Source organism: Type-A symbiont of Plautia stali (assembly GCF_059731155.1).
In genome coordinates, this window is the sequence record NZ_AP035892.1 from 1 (window position 1) to 17,956 (window position 17,956).

Genomic DNA, 17,956 nt, shown 5'->3' on the forward strand with positions numbered 1-17,956 from the left:
TACCAACCCCATACAAATGAGCACTCACCTAGTATTCACTATGTGAATACTAAACTGTATTTAATAAATACATACAAATTGCATACCAAGTAATCACCAATTAAATACAAATTAATAATCACAAAGTATGCATATGTTATTTACATTTTAATACATAATTGATAAATACTTATTGCATACCACAAGGTATTTGTTTAGTATTTACTGACGATATATAAATCAACGGAGGAGGTATGATTCTGGTTATAGGTGGAGACAAGGGCGGTACAGGGAAAACCACACTTGCAGCAAATTTTGCTGTTTGCCTGATAAAACAGGGTAAGGCGGTAACGCTCGTTAAAACTGACAATAACAACAGTATTTCCGACTGGTACGAGGAACGACAAAAAAACAACTTGCCACTGTTTCCTCTGATTGAATGTTTTGGCAAGGTTGAAAGCGAGATTAGATCAGTTGAAAAACGTTGTGACGTGGTGATCGTCGATACAGCAGGATATGATAGTCCTGAATTACGTAGCGCTCTACAATGCGCTGATGTATTAATTAGCCCCGTAAGACCATCATCACCAACAGAAGTAAACAGCCTGACTAAGGTCAATGGGATCATCAAAAAGGCACAACAACTAAACCCAAAGCTGAATCCGTGGATTTTATTGTACCGTTGCAAACCCAATCATAAAGATAGGTTGGAATTATATGACTACCTTACGGCGGATAAAGACTGGATTCAACCACTTCAATCCTTTGTAACACAAGCCACCGCTTTCGATAATGCCATGAATGAAGGTAAAGGCGTTCATGAAATGAAAGATACCGGAAAAGCTAAGGCTCAAATTGAGCTTGTTTTACAAGAGATAGGAGTATAAATAATGGCTCTTCCAAAAAAAGAATCCATAACATCCTCACAAAGTCCTGCAAACTTTATTAGGGAAGCGAATAAAAAACCGACTACAGTTAAAGGTAAGCGAATCACTCTGTATTTACCTTTAAACGTTGATGAGCAATTCACTGCCTTAGCTACCGATAACAACGTAAGTAAAACTATTATACTAAAGGCGCTTTTGGCGGCTTTCAAAGAACTCGACATTAACGAACAGAACCGACTGCTTTTCGATGCAATAAGAGATAGATAGTTTTAATTTTAAAATAACTTAATCTTTCTTTGTTTCAAAAATATCACAGGTATACAACCCGGCAATACTGCCAACTTCTATCAAAGGAATTTGGCAGATTTCAAGGATCTTTCTTAATTCACCTGTTGTCTTTTTTTTAGATTCATGGTGCAAGGTGATTACCTTGCATACTTTTTTATTCTTTACGTCAAACAATATAAAAGGGGCTGTTAAGTTATTCAACTCCAAGAAGTCATGGTAGAATAGTTCTGTTCCATATTCAGCGATAGGTGTTAAAAATTCCGACAGTTTTACTTTAACAAAAACAACAACACCTTCTGGCATTAAGCGGTTAAGGTTACAATAGATTTCAGATTCATATTCACTTAACAGGTTACGTTCTTTAATATTCATAATGATGATTTATACTCAATAATACACACATTTTTCATGTATCGGATACTGACATTTTACTGACTTTAAACGGGCATTAATACCAATAAATTAGTTTACGCCAGATAATGTATCAACTTCTATCAAAATATTCTGTAATCGCTCTTTTTCTGTCAAAAATTTATTCATTTTCTTCCCCCAAAGAACCCCGTGTAGCGGCTGGCGTAGCTACCAAAATGGTACCATTTTGAGTAGGTACGCCTATCCTGCATCGTGTGTTTTTATGATGGTGGTTCTGTGCTCTGTTTTTGAAGTGCTATTTCTTGTCGCTTCTTTAGGGTGAATTCAGGGTGTTCTCCAGCGAGTAATTGTAATAACATATACTCGCTATTGGTGATCTTTCTATGCTGAATACTACTTTTAGGCAACTCTTTACGTTGCCAATAATTCAATGATATTCCGAATAGCATAGCTATCTCTTTCTGAGTTAATCCAGTTTTTACACGCAAAGATTTTATTTCTTCTGCGCTGGGTGAGGTATCATCTATTTTCCTTGCTATTTTATTTATTATATTTTTAAAAATATTCTTTTCTTCACAAAGCAAAGAAGAAAGTAATACATCATAACTTATTTTTTCAAAATCACTTATTCTGATATTAATACTGAACACAACCTTTCTTGTTGTAGACTTATTTGGACCAGCCACTTTACGTCTAGATTTTATTTTAATTTTCTTTTCAAGAAGTAAATCATAGCCATCTTCTTTTTTTTTACAGGTCACACAATAATTTTTACTTCCTATTCCGACTCTATCGTATAAGGTAGGTAATTCTTTTTCTTTTATCATTATAAATAACCTTTCATATTGTGATTATGTGAAAACAAACGTTAAATAAATTTAAACACCATATCGCTTTGACTCTCTTTTGTCTTCGACCATTTAACAATTACGTCGCTGATAACTCTCAATGGCATGACTCGCACAGCTCGTCACGCCTGAAAAACGCTGGGCAGGGGGTGCAAGCGCGGTTTCGTGGTCTCTTTTGGCTTTGTAGTTCGCTTTGCTCATGCTATCGGCGTGTAGAAGCTCCTGTAAGCCTCTGTGAGCGATTTTCGCGCCTTCCATGCCTGACGGGGCATCTGAAACCGGGAAAACGCCGCTAAAGGCTTTCTGGGGGCTTTAAAATCGAAAAAGAATAAGTTCTTGTAACTCCCACCGCTCGCCGCAGTCTTTGGCTGAGGCGTACCGCAGGAGTGAAGCGACGAGGAACGAACAGCCAAAGCGAGGAAGCGGAATATCACCCAATGCTGATTGAAGCACGTTCACACCGATGCGTGAGATTGGCACCCAGGGTTTTATCAGGAAGGGGAAAAATCTGCATCTAGCGGGGTTTCGAGAAGTTGAAGTTATCCACAGCCTGAAGGGGGTGAAACCCGGTTAAAAGATTAGTTATGTATAAGTTAAATAAGTTAAAGGGATTTTTTTGGATGTAGGTATATGAAATGTAATGAGTTTTACGACCCTTTGGTTTTTAAATCACGATATTTGGTTTTTAAATCACGATATTTGGTTTTTAAATCACGATATCTTGGTTTTTAAATCACGAATGATTTAGCCCTTATCCACAGTTTCCAAGTCAATTTTTGTCTATAAAGTGCCCTAAATCTTGACTTGGTTTTTAAATCACGATATAAAGTCCTCGTAGTTTTTAAATCACGTTGTTTTTAGTGGTTTTTAAATCACGAAAACGAGCGAGTCAGTACAGAGAGGGCACTCTGCACTGACTCTAACCAACAACCCTAAGCTAGATAGGATTGAGGTATGCATGATCATAACTATAAATTGAGAATAAACAACTTGAAAACATTAAGACCTCGTAAACATGAACTGGAATTTTTCATTGCTGATGAAGTGGAGCTTTCAAGTTTTAGGGATGAAATGGCAAGCATGGAGCATCCTTTTTTTGCCTTGAAAGGCGGTGATACAAAGATTAGAAAATACACAAATGGTAATGTAACAGTTGTTGTTAAACCAACAGCAGATGGATTAGCTACTATCTTTGATAAAGATGTCTGGATTTATATTATATCTAAGTTACAGGAGGCAATAAATAACCATAAAGAAATTAGTAGAACTGTTTTCTTTACGCCTTATGATTTTTTTGTAACAACCAATAGAAATAAAAGTGGGAGATCTTATGATGAGTTAAGAAAGACGTTATCAAGATTAAAAGGGACAATGATAGAGACAAACATTTTTTATTCAGAAGAAAAGCAAGAAACTATCGGCTTTGGCCTTATTGACAGTTGGCGGATTCTTGAAGAAAAGAAAGGTAATCTTGATATTGGTATGATAGAAGTCACCTTACCGGACTGGCTCTATCAGGCTTTGCATAAAAAGAAAATGCTAAAAATTAGTCCCGATTACTTCCGTATACGAAAAGCAATAGACAGGCGACTTTATGAGATAGCCCGTAAGCATTGTGGTAATCAGGGGGAGTTTACGATAGCTCTTGAAAAGCTGCATTTAAAAACGGGAAGTACTGCATTATTGAAAATGTTCAGACATAACATTAAGCAACTGGCTAAAGCGAATGACTTGCCCGATTACAGTATTCGTTACGATGCTAAAGCGGATATGGTGATTTTTAATAACCGTAATCTGACGCCGGAGCAGGAAGAGAAAGAGCAAAAACGGGAAAAAGGGAAGCGTGAGATTTATAAGTTAAAAAATTCACTGGTATCCAAGCGAGGTGGAAAATGAAAAATAATATTTATCAGTTTCCACAGGGTGCAGAACGTCAGGTGGTGAAAAAATCCATCAATACGGTAAAGCGTAAGAGAAAATTAGGTAAGGTGGGGCGAACTATCATGACCGGCATTCGCTGGTTGTGGTTTGCTTTGCGTATCACACTTGCGAATATGATGCATATCGCCACAGTCACATTCTTTGCCTTTTTACATGCGTTTAAGGGATTTATTTTTGTGATTGGCGGGTTTGGTTGCATTATCATGTATTATCATCTTGATAAGCATTTTACAGCACCCGATAACTATACTATTCCATTTTTTGTGGGGCTTTGGGTGATGGCTTGTGCAGGTGAGGCGATAACGACAATGCTTCACTATGCGATGCCTTTTCATCGACTCCTTGCGGTTTGGGTCAGAGAAGAAGAGAATAGCGACTCTCACTATCAAGGTGCTGCTAACGATGAGTAAACCCGTAAAAGTAACCGTTGCGATTTTTTTATTCCTTCTGACCTTCACGTCTCCGCTTTCGGCCAGCACGCGCATTCAGGATGTGGAAGTCGGTTTTTCACCGGGGAGGACGGCACAGCAAATAATCCTGTTGGCAATTGAAGAGGCGAAAACATCGATTGATATTGCCGCTTATTCATTTACCAGCAAGCCCATTGCCTTAGCCTTCGTTGACGCACAAAATCGAGGTGTTAATGTTCGTGTTGTTGCCGATAAGAAATCGAATGGTGGAAAGTATACCGCCGTGACCTATCTGGCGAATCACCGCGTACCGGTAAGACTCAATGACAAGTATGCAATTATGCACAACAAGTTTATGATTGTTGATGGTCGTTCAGTTGAAACGGGGTCGTTTAACTATACGCAGAGTGCCGCATCCCGTAGCGCGGAAAATGTGATTTACCTGCGTAACCGGCCAGATATTGCCGAAAAATACACACGAGAGTTTAACCGATTATGGAGCGAAGCGATAGACACATAAACCACATATTAATACACGATGCAGGATAGGCGTACCTACTCAAAATGTGCCATTTTTCGCTGGTACGCCCGCCGCTACACGGGGTTCTTGGGGGTAAAAATGGCTAAACATCAAAAATACGTCACTTTCACAACAAAAAGATTAATTATACGTCTTTTGTACGCCATAATTACATCAAATTACAGGTTTTTGTGTCATTTTTACGTCAAAAATACACCATTTTTTAAAAGGCTGATATGAAGCGATGAAAATGTTAAGATTCAGAGTAACTGATGAGCAATATCAAGAATTAAAAACGATAAGCAGTGAAAATGGGTGTCGTAGTGCTAATGAATTTTTAAAAGATATTGCTTTAACTATTTTATCTAAGGATAAAAAACTCAATAAAGAAAAAAGTGAACTAGATAGAGATTACTTAATTAATAAATTACAGTTCCATGTGACAGATGAAGTACACGAAAAAATAAGAACGAGCGCGAAAAAACACGGCTGGACATTATCAAAAGAAATTCGATTTCGCCTCAATCAAACATTAAGCCGTGAACCGGTTATGCTTGAAAACGAAATCAGAGAATTACGTAAAACACGTAATGAAATTGTGCGTATTGGTCAGAACATTTACTATCTAATAGCGCAAAGGCAACTATTGCCCGTTAACGATAAAAACATGTGGGAGGATATCAAAAAATTAAACGCCCTGATTGAGGATGTGAAAGGAAAGGTTAACTATTTGGCGGATGCCCGCGCAAACATTTTGCCAGTCAAACGGGGGTGATGATGGGCGTTAAGGTTAAAAAAGAAGATCGGATTAGACGGGTTGCTGAACAACGGCGTGAAAAAATCAGACGGTTTCCTGAAGCCCATAAAGCCCGTCATGGTGGAAAAAATTATTCACGAGGTGTCAGAGATCGGGCTTTTAAAAATGGGAACAGTCGTGAGGTTTTGGTGCGTATCACCGGAAGCGGTCGCACACCACGCGGGGTAAAAAACGAAATTAACTATATTGCCCGTGAAGGGGAGTTGACGCTGCGTGATAGTGGGGGTAAAGAGTATTTTATTAAGGAAAGAGAAGAGCGTAAGCAATCTTATGAGTTTATGACAGACAGGGAAGATAAACTGGTATACAAGGATGAAAGTGCGCCGAAGCTGGTTCACAATATGGTTTTTTCTGCGCCCACTGTTGCCGGTGTCAGTGAAGCCGATGCGTTTAAATCGGTGGAAACCACGTTAAAAGAAAAATATCCGGATAATCGCTTTGTCATGGCTTACCACAAAGATACCGATAGTCATCATGTCCATGTATTACTACGCATACCGGATAATTACGGCAAACGGATCAACATCCGAAAACAGGATTTACGTGAGTTGCGGGAAAAGTTTGCGGAGCAATTACAAAAAATGGGATACAACGTGACCTGTACCCATAAGTATCAGTTTGGCCTTAAGAGTGAATTGAAGCGAGAACATGACCGGCAACGTGGTTTGTATGAGGTGGTAAAATTTGGACGTGCCAGCTATCGATTTAATCCTAAAAATGGTGACCAAAACTATATCACGTTACGCACATTAAAAAATAAAACAGAAGTAACCTATTGGGGGGTGAATCTGGCGGAGGAAATCGAACGTGAGCAGATTAAGCCCGGCAGTGTGATCAGCTTTAAAAAAGAGGGTGCCACGGCGGTTAAAGTGCCTAAACTGGATCGTCAGGGAAAACAGGTTGGCTGGACGGAGACCCATAGAAACAACTGGCGCATTGAAAATCAGGGGCAGATGGGGATAAAAACAAAACCGTTTCCGAAAGAAATCAAGCTCGACTCACCTGAGCAGTTAATGAAACACAAGCGTAGCATGATGGTATTTAAGCAGTCGAAGGCAGCGATGTTAGCCCTAAAAGAACAGCTTAAGAAGGGGATAAAAATTGGCGGCATCAAGTTTTGATTCGAGAGGATAGCGAGGCTTATCCTTCACGGGTATACTGCATTGATGAAAAAGACACTTTCCCACCACGATAGTCTGTTTAAGAAATTCCTTGGTGATATCACCATCGCAAGGGATTTTCTGCAAATTCATTTACCGGAAAAACTTCGCCAATTGTGTGACTTTGGTACGCTGGCGATGGAGTCCGGCAGCTTTATTGAGGCAGACCTGCGTAGCCAGTGCTCGGATATGCTTTATTCGATGAAGACTACTGCGGGTCATGATAGTTACGTCTATTGCGTCATCGAACATCAGAGCAGACCTGAAAAGCTGATGGCATTCAGGCTCTTAAGGTATGCGGTTGCCGCCATGCAACGGCATCTTGAGCAGGGCAATGACACCTTGCCGGTAGTGATACCGCTGCTGTTTTATCAAGGTAATACTTCGCCGTATCCCTACAGTACCCATCTGTTGGATTGTTTTGCTGATCCGGAACTGGCAAAGTCTGTCTATACGCAGGCTTTCCCGCTGGTTGACGTGACAGCCATCCCTGACGAGGAGATTGTCACACATCGACATGTTGCCCTGATGGAGCTGGTGATGAAGCATATCCGCACCCGCGATATGCTAGAATTAAGTCAGGAGATAGCGTCCTTGCTCAATCAGTGGGTATTGCAGCCTGAGCTATTTCGAGGATTAATATGTTATATTGTAGAACGAGGAAATACTTCTGATGCAAAGCAATTTTTGCATCAGATTGCGGAAAAAGCGACTGATTATCGGGAGGTAGTGATGACCATTGCAGAGCAGCTACGTCAAGAGGGCGAGAAACTTGGTGAACAGCGGGGCATAGAAAAAGGTAGGCAGGAATCCGCCATAACTATAGCGCGCCAGCTTTTAGCCAACGGTGTTGAGCGGGCGATTGTCAAAATGTCTACTGGGCTGTCTGATGCTGAGATTAATGCACTGATGGATTAATCGATGTTTAGTAATATTATTTTACCTCGCTCATTTTATGAGCGTGATACGCTTTGTGTGGCAAAGGATTTGTTGGGAAAAATTTGGGTCTGTAAATTTTTTTGTGTAAATGGCTCCATCGCTTAACTGGAGATTCGTTCTCCATACATCAACATGAATTGGCTCATAGCAGGTTTCCAGTCTCTGAGTGGCATGGTCCATTTGGCGGAAATATTATGCAACGCCAGATAGAGCAGTTTAAGTACCGAGTCATCTGTTGGAAATATCCGCCGGGTTTTCGTTATCTTGCGCAATGAAGCATTTAACGACTCTATCGCGTTGGTAGTGTAAATAACCTTACGGATCTCCGGTGGAAAGTCAAAAATGACGATAAGCCGCTCCCAATTGTTTTTCCAGGACTGACTTATCGTGGGGAACTGCTGATCCCATTTGGCCGCGAAGGCATCCAACGCGCATTCTGCCGCCTCTGCCGTTGCAGAACTATAGATGGTGCGCGAAGGTCAGCAGCCACGGCCTTGCGTTCTTTCCAGCCGACATAGCGCAGCGAATTCCGCACTTGATGCACGATGCAGAGCTGAACCCGGGTGTGCGGATAAACAGCTTCAATTGCGTCAGGAAAGCCCTTCAGACCGTCGCAGCAAGCGATGAATATGTCCTGTAGCCCACGGTTCCTCAGTTCTGTCATCACCGATAACCAGAACTTAGCGCCCTCAGTTTTGGCTATCCATAGCCCAGCAGTTCTTTTTCTCCCTGAGTGTTGACGCCAAGCGCCAAGTAAACAGACTTATTGGCTACGGCACCGCAGTCCTGGCTTTTAACGACAATACAGTCCAAATAAACAATGGGATAGAGAGCATCCAGCGGACGTTGCTGCCAGCGCTTAACTTCATCCATCACGGCATTGGTCACCTGAGAGATGAAGCCAGCAGAAACATCAACGCCATAGACATCCTTGAAGTGTGACTGGATGTCGCGGGTTGATAACCCTCTAGAATATAATGAAATAATACGGCTATCAAAGCCGTTAAGTTGCTTCTCGTTCTTGGCGATCAATGCAGGCTCAAAGGTACTATTACGGTCGCGTGGGATCTGAAGCTCAAGCTCCCCGTTTTGGCTACGCACATTCTTGGATGTCTTGCCGTTGCGGGAGTTGCCAGAGTTATTCCCAGCAGGATCGTGCTTGGCATACCCAAGATGTATATCCATCCCGGCTTCAAGAACTCGTTCAGCCAGTCGTTTGGTCAGTTCCTTGAGTAATCCTGATTCCCCCAACAGGTCCTGAGGGGAGTGGCAATCCTGGAGCAATTGGTCAATAAGATCGTTGCTGATAGGCATTTTGTAGTCCTTTAAAGGTTTTGCTAAAAATGCCATTTACACAGATTATTTTACAACCTCCTGAATTCAGTTACCCACACATAACTGCAAGGGACTTTTTCATAAGGTTACAGCCGTTATGCTTGCAGAGCGCCAGCCGTACTGATTTCAAAGTGCGTGGTTTCCTTTAAAAACCTGCTCAGTACTTCTTTTAAATACCTTTTATCTTTTTCATATAAATAGATAACCTGTTCATCGTCTGCCCTGTGGGCAGCCTCAGAGAATGCCCGCCCTTGCAGCGGACTTACGTCCGCGCCGGTTCGACAAAAACAAAGTTACCTCCCGTCGCTGCGCGACAGGCACTGTAAGACATCTGATTTTAGTTACAGCATTCAGAATCTGTTCCCGCAAACCCAGAATGTGCATATCTGTAACCTCATCACCACACCTACCACTGAAAAGCGGCCCCGCCCCGGCCAGAGGCCGGAACAGCGTCGCTTTTAATGATGAATGTTGTAACTAGAACTAAATCGCTTTGAGAAGTATCGCTGGAAGGTCTGGATTAACACGCCCGTAAGCGGCCCTCTCGGCCCGCTAACACGGAGATACGCCCCGACTGCGGCTACGCCTTGTCGTGACCACTCCGACAGCGCACAGAAGCTTCTGTATCGCTTTTAGCGGGTTTGTGTCTGGCAGGGTGAAGGAATGGATTGGCAGAACCTATCAGAACTGTAACCGGCTGCGCCGGGTCACGGTGCCATTCACCAGTAGAGCTATATTCAGTATCGGCTGGCACCTCCATGCCGCTTTGCGGCATTCAAATAACTGGCTGCGCACTGCTCGCCAGTTTTCATCAGGGACTCCTGCGTGCAGCCCTTTCGTTGACACTAGGAGTAAGTATTCTTATCATTGTGTTGATAGTTAACACAGGGGGCGTTATGGCCAGAACAACAAGCGTTACGATTGGCGAACAACTCGATTCGTTTATTAGTCGATTAATAGACAGTGGCCGTTACGGCTCTGCGAGTGAAGTTATGCGCTCTGCGCTGCGATTGCTGGAGCAACAAGAAACAAACGATGAAGTTATTCGCCAGGCTGTTATTGCTGGGCTGGAAAGCGGTGACAGCTCATTATCCCTGCGGGATATTGCAGCACAAAGAAAACTGAGACATCGTGTATAAACTCACCGAACGGGCGGCAGAAGACTTCGCCGGGATTTATGATTATACGCTCTTGAAATTTGGTGAAACTCAGGCAGACCATTATACAGATGTACTTGAGGCATTTTTCGAGACACTGGCCGGAATGCCAGATATGGGACGTGACTACCATGCCGTTCCTGGTGTGATGCGCATTGAATTTCAGCGACATGCCATTTTTTATACGGTTCGTGATACAGATATTCTGATTGCGCGTATTTTGCACCAACAGATGAACCATAAACGCCATTTACTGAAAATTTAAACACGCTGCCGCGCTTTGCTTGGCCAACACCGATCTGGCAGAAAATTTATGCACCAGACCAGTGTTCTCGGTAAGGACAAGTGTGTGTTTGAGTTAATGTGTTTTTACACATTTGAGTTTTTAGCTGTCATTTTCTTTCAGCCAATTATCGACCAAGTCCTTTATCACATCAGTAATAGATGTGCCTTTTTTTGCACACGCAGCTTTGAAGCGGATATGTATTTCTTCATCAAAGTTAACGTTGACTCTCTTTTGCTTTCCCGTGGGTGTGCTATTGACGACTTTTTCAAGATCCCGATGCTCACCGAAACTCATTGTTTTTGATGTATGTTGTTTAGTTAGTGCCATACATAACCTCTTAATATGCCGAAATGAGTATATGAGTTTTTACTCAAATGATTCAAGTATTTCTCGCGTCAGAATGGCTATCTCGCCCTTTGCTGCTCCATCGTTGGTATCGAAAACGCTCTCACCCTCCATGACGGATTTAACGTAACTTTGGCGTTGTGTGATCGCAGTTTTAAACGGCTTAATACCCGTCTGAGCAATGCTATCTTTCAGGACATTAAGCATGGTGGCTTGTTCGATTTTCCGTGTGATGAGGAATCGAGCTTCTACCGGACGATTATAAGCCTGGGCTTCCAGCACGGTGACTACGGAACCGGCAGCGGAAAAATCTAGAGGGCTGGGTGTTACCGGGATGATAATCAGGTCGCTGACCATCACCGCTGCGGAGGTAATAACTGACAGAGAACCGGCTCCATCAATAATCACAAAGTCATATTCAGCCAGATCCTTTCTTACCTGGTAAACATCTTTCTCCGATGCTGCGGTGTAAACATCGAATGCTGCTTTCTCTGCTTTGTTCCAGTTAGTCAGGCTCATTTGTGGGTCTGTATCCACAACTGCAATTTTCTTACCCGAACTGGCAAGGCAGCTACTGACGTTTATTGTTGCAGTCGTTTTACCGGAGCCACCTTTAGGGTTGAGGAACGCGATAATTTTCATGTCTAAACCTCATTTGTGTGTTTACTTATTTGAGTTTAATTATACACAAAAAACACAAATGAGTAAATGTGCTTTATATGTGTAAGTGAGTATATGAGTGTTTTTGAGTGTTGGAAATGGCGGGAATTTTGGTTTAGGCTTCTCTCAATAGATTATTGCCAACCTCCATCGTATTCATTCCAGCCCTGATTAGTTGCATCATTGGTTAGCGTCATATCATCTATCACGCAGTTACGTAACTCAGCGGTGCGGTATATCTCGTCGAAAAGTTCGTCAATCTGCTCTTTCAAATCGGCCTCATTGCTATACGTAAAAATCAGGCTGTACTCATTGTTGTCCAACACCTTTCCGTCATAGTCGCACTCAACCAGCCAGGCAATATCTTCTCTGACCTTTTTCTTCCCACGGGTAAATTTGCTGCCGTTCTGCACCGGCACCCACAGTGTGGCTGTCACGGAAAATGCGGTAGCACTCTCAGATTGCCCGGAAAGAGAGGGGAGGGCTGTAACTGGGGGACACTGTTTAATCGCCCGGCTAATGGTGCCACGACTGCAATTGATGGTCTTCTGAACCTGGCTCCAGGAGCTGCCGCTGGCCAGCAGCCGGTTAATGGCATCATAGCGATGTTGGTTAACCTTTCTTCCCTGGTATTTGCCCTCCGCTTTTGCTTTGGCGATCCCCTGTTTCTGGCGTTCTCGCCGCTGCTCATAGTCGCGCCTAGCCACTGCGGCCAGCATATCGAGCAGCATGTCATTGATGGCCGAAAACATCCGGTTATCAAAATCGGTCAGCCCCGGAGATAAATGTAGCCAGGTAGTGGGAACATTAACGGCCACGACTCTTATGTCTTTTCTGGCAATCAATTTTTTGAGCGTGATCCAGTCATTCCCGGCCAGACGTGAAAGGCGGTCAACATCTTCAATGAGTAAAATGTCACACTGCCGACAGTCTTTCAGTAATCGGAAAAGCTCAGGACGCTCCAGCCGTGAACCTGACTCATTTTCAATATAATAGTTACAGATGGACAGCCCGCGCTCAGTGGCAAAAGTGTCGATAGAGCTAAGTGCTCGTGATGCATCCTGTTCGGACGTGGAGGCACGAAGATAGGCGCGAACAAAGCTGGTCGGTACTGTTTGGGTCATTTGGAGGAACCGGTTCTGTTTAAGTGTGTCGTGATTATTTAAACAGTACCAGCTTGCAGCAGTACGAGGAAGGTATGCCCATAACAGACCGACAACACGCCGCCTGAATCCCGGTACGGGGTGTGGCGTACGCCCTCGTGCCATTGGATGAGCACCGTCGCTAATGCGATAGCACCGCCTGCTGTGGCTTTTATCAATCGGTTACGCAGCTCGGGATTCATTGGTCGCGTTTTGTCCTGAATTGGTATTCCTTATGCCGGTAAACCCAGTTCAGCAGGAAGGTCGCCAGCGTACAGGCGATACCGGTAATCAATACCCATTCACTGAGCGAAAACATGCCCAACAGGCACGTGACAAAGCTCCAGCTATAGGCGTAGCCGGTTGTGTAATCAGCTCATAAAAGGGCGCTATGACAGCGCTGAACCCTAAATTACATCCCGTGAGACCTCACGTACCTTTGTTGGGATAGACCTAACCTATTGACGAAAAACATTAATGTAATATAGAGTCATAGCGCCCTTGAAAAATCAGGGGTCGGGATTATCACCCCGCATACCAAAGCCCGGTATAATATACTTATCTCGTATTATACCGGCATTAAACCGCGCATCATGTCAATGGTGGGCTGGATGGGGGAGCCGTAAGGCTCGCCGTTCGCTTTGGTACGGTTGTGATAACCCTGTTCAGCTCACCACCAGATACTGGGTGGTGAGACCTAATCGGTCACTGAAAGGGTTCCACCATGAGCAATTGGGATAAAGTAGACAAAGAAAAGTTAAAGTCACAGGTCACAATGTCTCGTGACCCCGCGTTAGTGCGTAAAAGAGTGCAAGCAGTTCTACAACACGATCTGGAAAACGCAAATAAATCACTACCGGCCCCAAAAATTGGATGTGTAGTAGAGCTACCCGAGGAGGTAGCTAGAACAATGTGGGCAATTCAAACCCTTTCAAAACTCAAGCTAATAACTGAACCCCCTTCCGAATGAAATCAGAAGGGATATATTTATCCAGACCCGTCGCATAACAATAATCTATAAGCTGAGTCATTTTATGCACACCTATCTTTTGATACATGGTCTGTAGACGATTTTCTATAGTGCGGGGTGAAATATCTAGTCTTTTCGCAATCTCTTTGGATGTTAATTTTTGTTGTGCCCAAAAAGCGATTTCCAGTTCTCTTTTGGTGAAGATGTTGTTAGGAGCATCAATTTCAATGACTTTTCTATCAAATCGATTCATGTAATAAAGTAGTGCTGGGGCATCTAACGCAGAGCCCCGGCAAACAACACCAATCACATTATGATCATCATCGTGAAGTGGTGATTTACTGCATAAGTGTGGGACGGGTGTATCGATGTTTCCTGGACCATAGTAATGAATTTCAATTGCGGAAATACATTTATCATTTTCAATAACTTTTTGGTCATGGGCAACAAGGTCGGGCCAGAGTTCTTGACTAGACTCCAGAGGCATTTCTTTATCTAGCCGACCCTCTACATTAAACTTTTCTGGATAATTAAAATAATTTAATGCTGAGTTATTCATGTAAATATATTTTGATTCGTCATTTTTTATAAACCAATGATCATGACAATGCTCCATGAATGATATTAAAGAATTACATGATGAGGAATGTGAACTTGAATTTAATTCATTAACACACATAATATTCTCCATGATTACTATTTAATTAACATCCCTTTACTCCTAGCTAGGATCCAATGTAAAACAATGAAGAGCACCATACAATCAAGGAAAGATAAAAAATGAGCAGGCATTCTGATGATACCTACGCGTTCACTCGCGTGCCTAAAGAAACACGTGTTAGCCTACTTAATGTCACGTTAGTCCGCATGGGGATGGCGACAGCACTATCTCAGTTTATGTTGGGTGCAACATTGGGGCACAGCATGACATTCTGGCAGGCCATGTTGGCTACCTGCTTAGGGAGTCTTGTGCTAGAGGTTGTAAGCCTTGGGCTTGGGATAGCGGGAATGCGTGAGGGGTTGTCAACCAGCTTATTGGCGCGTTGGTGTGGTTTTGGTCGCATAGGCGCAGCAATGATAGGAGTGGTCATCCTAGTGAGTTTGCTTGGCTGGTTTGGTGTCCAGAATGCTGTTCTTGCTGAAGGTTTTTTACAAGCTTTTGATCATAAAATCAGTTTTGGTTGGATTGCAGCTATTTCTGGTGTAACACTCACCGTTTTAGTGGCTTTGGGATTTAAAGCGTTAAGCTGGACAGCAAAACTGTCTGTTCCCTTCTTTTTTGTAGTCATCGGTTGGATTGTCTATTTACTTTTGCGAGACCATGATATCTACCGTCTTGCTGTATCTCCGCCAGGAGGACCACCCCTTACGCTAGGAGAAGGAACCACTATCATATCTGGTGTGATAATTATTGGGGCATTAATAACGCCTGATTTAAGTCGTTACTGTCGAAACAATAGAGATGTTTTTTGGATGATAACGTCCTCAGTGATTGTTGGCGAGTTCATCATCAATGGTATATCAATATTAATCGCTCATGCACTCAATACTGCTGACGTTGTCACCATCATGACACAGAGTGCGGGTTGGATTGGCTTAATTTCTGTGATTTTGTCCGCAGTGAAAGTTAATGATGTGAATTTGTATTCATCCTCTCTTGGATTGAGTAATTCACTTGAGATTTTAACAGGTAAAAAATGGCGCTATGCCAATTTAACCATTGTCCTAGGACTTTCAGGAACAGCTTTGTCCGTACTGGGAATTCTAGAACATTTCACTGATTTTCTTGTTGCTCTTGGCGTCCTGTTTCCACCCATTGCAGGCATAATGCTGGTTGACTACTACATTTTACGAACTCACAGAGATTTACTGGATTTCACTCGCCGTCACGGAACCTTGCCAGATACGGCATCCACGCCCCAAATAGGCTGGCCTGCGATAGCGGCATGGCTCCTCGGGAGTGCCGTCGGCTTTACCATTGAAGGGGGAATACCGTCTCTTAATTCACTATTTACTGCTAGTTTATTGTACTGGATTATTTGCACGGGAGTCAAAAATCATCGAAGTAAAGACTTTGATTCAGCACGATTTTGGTGATAGTCAGTCAAATCAGGCACACTGACCCGAAACGGGAGGGTTGCCATGGGCCAAGTCGCATTTGATACGCAAGAGTTCGTCGAGACGCTGGAGAACGCCGGTTTGCCGAAAGACCAGGCGCGGGCAATTTCTATTGCCGTTCGCAAGTCTCATGAAGTGGCGGATGTGGCGACCCGGCGTGACCTTGAGGATGCGAAGAAGGATATCTGGGCTAGATTCGATAAGGTCGATGCCCAGATAGCTGAGGTGCGCAAAGACCTGTCCTCCGAAATCGCGGAAGCCCGCAAGGACACAGCGACCCAGTTCGAGAAGACCGACGCAAAAATCGCCGAAGTCCGCAAGGATTTGGCCTTTGACATCGCCGATGCCCGCAAAGAGGCCGCGGCAGATATGGTGTTACTGCGCAAGGACGTCGAAAGCCTCACTAACAAGCTTGTAATCAAAATGGCCAGCATCATGGTCGCTGTGATTGGTGGGTCTGTAAATTTTTTTGTGTAAATGGCTCCATCGCTTAACTGGAGATTCGTTCTCCATACATCAACATGAATTGGCTCATAGCAGGTTTCCAGTCTCTGAGTGGCATGGTCCATTTGGCGGAAATATTATGCAACGCCAGATAGAGCAGTTTAAGTACCGAGTCATCTGTTGGAAATATCCGCCGGGTTTTCGTTATCTTGCGCAATGAAGCATTTAACGACTCTATCGCGTTGGTAGTGTAAATAACCTTACGGATCTCCGGTGGAAAGTCAAAAATGACGATAAGCCGCTCCCAATTGTTTTTCCAGGACTGACTTATCGTGGGGAACTGCTGATCCCATTTGGCCGCGAAGGCATCCAACGCGCATTCTGCCGCCTCTGCCGTTGCAGAACTATAGATGGTGCGAAGGTCAGCAGCCACGGCCTTGCGTTCTTTCCAGCCGACATAGCGCAGCGAATTCCGCACTTGATGCACGATGCAGAGCTGAACCCGGGTGTGCGGATAAACAGCTTCAATTGCGTCAGGAAAGCCCTTCAGACCGTCGCAGCAAGCGATGAAGATGTCCTGTAGCCCACGGTTCCTCAGTTCTGTCATCACGGATAACCAGAACTTAGCGCCCTCAGTTTTGGCTATCCATAGCCCCAGCAGTTCTTTTTCTCCCTGAGTGTTGACGCCAAGCGCCAAGTAAACAGACTTATTGGCTACGGCACCGCAGTCCTGGCTTTTAACGACAATACAGTCCAAATAAACAATGGGATAGAGAGCATCCAGCGGACGTTGCTGCCAGCGCTTAACTTCATCCATCACGGCATTGGTCACCTGAGAGATGAAGCCAGCAGAAACATCAAAGCCATAGACATCCTTGAAGTGTGACTGGATGTCGCGGGTTGTTAACCCTCTAGAATATAATGAAATAATACGGCTATCAAAGCCGTTAAGTTGCTTCTCGTTCTTGGCGATCAATGCAGGCTCAAAGGTACTATTACGGTCGCGTGGGATCTGAAGCTCAAGCTCCCCGTTTTGGCTACGCACATTCTTGGATGTCTTGCCGTTGCGGGAGTTGCCAGAGTTATTCCCAGCAGGATCGTGCTTGGCATACCCAAGATGTATATCCATCCCGGCTTCAAGAACTCGTTCAGCCAGTCGTTTGGTCAGTTCCTTGAGTAATCCTGATTCCCCCAACAGGTCCTGAGGGGAGTGGCAATCCTGGAGCAATTGGTCAATAAGATTGTTGCTGATAGGCATTATGTAGTCCTTTAAAGGTTTTGCTAAAAATGCCATTTACACAGATTATTTTACAGCCTCGCTAATGGAAAACAGTTGGT

General features: G+C 43.6%; 19 protein-coding genes and 4 pseudogenes. 13 read left to right on the forward strand and 10 right to left on the reverse strand.

Annotated elements, in window-relative coordinates; translation table 11 throughout:
- Positions 1-233 precede the first annotated feature (233 nt).
- Both AC6I8M_RS21705 and AC6I8M_RS21710 read left to right on the forward strand, forming a co-directional pair.
- Positions 234-866 carry a division plane positioning ATPase MipZ gene (locus AC6I8M_RS21705; protein ID WP_290605497.1) on the forward strand — a complete coding sequence of 211 codons (633 nt, stop codon included), beginning with the start codon at positions 234-236 and terminating at the stop codon, positions 864-866.
- Positions 867-869: 3 nt separating this feature from the next.
- Positions 870-1,133 carry a hypothetical protein gene (locus AC6I8M_RS21710; protein ID WP_290605499.1) on the forward strand — a complete coding sequence of 88 codons (264 nt, stop codon included), beginning with the start codon at positions 870-872 and terminating at the stop codon, positions 1,131-1,133.
- Between the two features lie 18 nt (positions 1,134-1,151).
- On the opposite strand, the gene AC6I8M_RS21715 is transcribed toward AC6I8M_RS21710, so the two are convergent.
- Together AC6I8M_RS21715 and AC6I8M_RS21720 are read right to left on the reverse strand one after the other, a co-directional pair.
- Positions 1,152-1,526: a DUF2726 domain-containing protein gene (locus tag AC6I8M_RS21715; protein ID WP_498013875.1), complete on the reverse strand. Its 375-nt coding sequence runs from the start codon at positions 1,524-1,526 to the stop codon at positions 1,152-1,154.
- A 260-nt stretch (positions 1,527-1,786) separates the two neighbouring features.
- Positions 1,787-2,353 (reverse strand): helix-turn-helix domain-containing protein, encoded by a 567-nt coding sequence (locus tag AC6I8M_RS21720; protein ID WP_498013876.1) that lies wholly within the window; start codon positions 2,351-2,353, stop codon positions 1,787-1,789.
- Positions 2,354-3,328: 975 nt separating this feature from the next.
- Here AC6I8M_RS21720 and AC6I8M_RS21725 point away from each other — a divergent pair.
- The 6 genes from AC6I8M_RS21725 (at position 3,329) to AC6I8M_RS21750 (ending at position 8,140) form a co-directional block, all read left to right on the forward strand.
- The gene (locus tag AC6I8M_RS21725; protein ID WP_498013877.1) at positions 3,329-4,270 is read left to right on the forward strand and encodes a replication initiator protein A; all 942 of its coding nucleotides are present in this window, start codon (positions 3,329-3,331) and stop codon (positions 4,268-4,270) included.
- Positions 4,267-4,725: a hypothetical protein gene (locus AC6I8M_RS21730; RefSeq protein ID WP_498013878.1), complete on the forward strand. Its 459-nt coding sequence runs from the start codon at positions 4,267-4,269 to the stop codon at positions 4,723-4,725. Before AC6I8M_RS21725 ends, AC6I8M_RS21730 begins: the two co-directional genes overlap by 4 nt.
- Complete coding sequence (locus AC6I8M_RS21735; protein WP_498013879.1) at positions 4,718-5,245, forward strand: phospholipase D family nuclease; 528 nt, start codon at positions 4,718-4,720, stop codon at positions 5,243-5,245. Before AC6I8M_RS21730 ends, AC6I8M_RS21735 begins: the two co-directional genes overlap by 8 nt.
- Before the next feature lie 244 nt (positions 5,246-5,489).
- The gene (locus tag AC6I8M_RS21740) at positions 5,490-6,020 is read left to right on the forward strand and encodes a hypothetical protein (RefSeq protein WP_498013880.1); all 531 of its coding nucleotides are present in this window, start codon (positions 5,490-5,492) and stop codon (positions 6,018-6,020) included.
- The gene (gene mobP1 / locus AC6I8M_RS21745; RefSeq protein ID WP_498013881.1) at positions 6,020-7,183 is read left to right on the forward strand and encodes a MobP1 family relaxase; all 1,164 of its coding nucleotides are present in this window, start codon (positions 6,020-6,022) and stop codon (positions 7,181-7,183) included. Before AC6I8M_RS21740 ends, mobP1 begins: the two co-directional genes overlap by 1 nt.
- Before the next feature lie 45 nt (positions 7,184-7,228).
- Positions 7,229-8,140 (forward strand): Rpn family recombination-promoting nuclease/putative transposase, encoded by a 912-nt coding sequence (locus AC6I8M_RS21750; RefSeq protein WP_498013882.1) that lies wholly within the window; start codon positions 7,229-7,231, stop codon positions 8,138-8,140.
- Positions 8,141-8,262: 122 nt separating this feature from the next.
- Here the strand turns inward: AC6I8M_RS21750 and AC6I8M_RS21755 are convergent.
- Positions 8,263-9,475, reverse strand: a pseudogene (locus tag AC6I8M_RS21755) (IS256 family transposase).
- Between the two features lie 327 nt (positions 9,476-9,802).
- Here AC6I8M_RS21755 and AC6I8M_RS21760 point away from each other — a divergent pair.
- From AC6I8M_RS21760 to AC6I8M_RS21770, 3 genes and pseudogenes are all read left to right on the forward strand, one after another.
- Positions 9,803-10,189, forward strand: a pseudogene (locus tag AC6I8M_RS21760) (replication-associated protein RepA4).
- A gap of 203 nt (positions 10,190-10,392) precedes the next feature.
- Positions 10,393-10,635 carry a type II toxin-antitoxin system ParD family antitoxin gene (locus tag AC6I8M_RS21765; RefSeq protein ID WP_498013900.1) on the forward strand — a complete coding sequence of 81 codons (243 nt, stop codon included), beginning with the start codon at positions 10,393-10,395 and terminating at the stop codon, positions 10,633-10,635.
- The gene (locus tag AC6I8M_RS21770) at positions 10,628-10,918 is read left to right on the forward strand and encodes a type II toxin-antitoxin system RelE/ParE family toxin (RefSeq protein WP_498013883.1); all 291 of its coding nucleotides are present in this window, start codon (positions 10,628-10,630) and stop codon (positions 10,916-10,918) included. The genes AC6I8M_RS21765 and AC6I8M_RS21770 overlap by 8 nt, the downstream gene beginning before the upstream one ends.
- A gap of 120 nt (positions 10,919-11,038) precedes the next feature.
- On the opposite strand, the gene AC6I8M_RS21775 is transcribed toward AC6I8M_RS21770, so the two are convergent.
- From AC6I8M_RS21775 to AC6I8M_RS21800, 6 genes and pseudogenes are all read right to left on the reverse strand, one after another.
- Positions 11,039-11,266, reverse strand: a complete 228-nt coding sequence (locus AC6I8M_RS21775; protein WP_191919640.1) for a plasmid partition protein ParG — start codon at positions 11,264-11,266, stop codon at positions 11,039-11,041.
- A 39-nt stretch (positions 11,267-11,305) separates the two neighbouring features.
- Positions 11,306-11,926 carry a ParA family partition ATPase gene (gene parA / locus AC6I8M_RS21780; protein ID WP_044715110.1) on the reverse strand — a complete coding sequence of 207 codons (621 nt, stop codon included), beginning with the start codon at positions 11,924-11,926 and terminating at the stop codon, positions 11,306-11,308.
- 152 nt (positions 11,927-12,078) lie between these two features.
- Entirely contained in the window at positions 12,079-13,068 is a 990-nt protein-coding gene (locus AC6I8M_RS21785; RefSeq protein ID WP_498013884.1) for a recombinase family protein, read from the reverse strand.
- Positions 13,069-13,139: 71 nt separating this feature from the next.
- Positions 13,140-13,289, reverse strand: a pseudogene (locus tag AC6I8M_RS21790) (lysozyme); the annotation flags it as partial.
- Positions 13,286-13,444, reverse strand: a pseudogene (locus AC6I8M_RS21795) (phage holin family protein); the annotation flags it as partial. The pseudogenes AC6I8M_RS21795 and AC6I8M_RS21790, both read right to left, overlap by 4 nt.
- 580 nt (positions 13,445-14,024) lie before the next feature.
- Positions 14,025-14,735, reverse strand: coding sequence for a helix-turn-helix transcriptional regulator (locus AC6I8M_RS21800; protein WP_498013885.1), 711 nt, complete (start codon positions 14,733-14,735; stop codon positions 14,025-14,027).
- A gap of 101 nt (positions 14,736-14,836) precedes the next feature.
- Between AC6I8M_RS21800 and AC6I8M_RS21805 the strand changes: the two genes are divergently transcribed.
- Together AC6I8M_RS21805 and AC6I8M_RS21810 are read left to right on the forward strand one after the other, a co-directional pair.
- Positions 14,837-16,153, forward strand: coding sequence for a purine-cytosine permease family protein (locus tag AC6I8M_RS21805; protein WP_498013886.1), 1,317 nt, complete (start codon positions 14,837-14,839; stop codon positions 16,151-16,153).
- Positions 16,154-16,198: 45 nt separating this feature from the next.
- The gene (locus tag AC6I8M_RS21810) at positions 16,199-16,651 is read left to right on the forward strand and encodes a DUF1640 domain-containing protein (RefSeq protein WP_498013887.1); all 453 of its coding nucleotides are present in this window, start codon (positions 16,199-16,201) and stop codon (positions 16,649-16,651) included.
- A 13-nt stretch (positions 16,652-16,664) separates the two neighbouring features.
- On the opposite strand, the gene AC6I8M_RS21815 is transcribed toward AC6I8M_RS21810, so the two are convergent.
- The gene (locus AC6I8M_RS21815; protein ID WP_498013888.1) at positions 16,665-17,876 is read right to left on the reverse strand and encodes an IS256 family transposase; all 1,212 of its coding nucleotides are present in this window, start codon (positions 17,874-17,876) and stop codon (positions 16,665-16,667) included.
- Positions 17,877-17,956 lie beyond the last annotated feature (80 nt).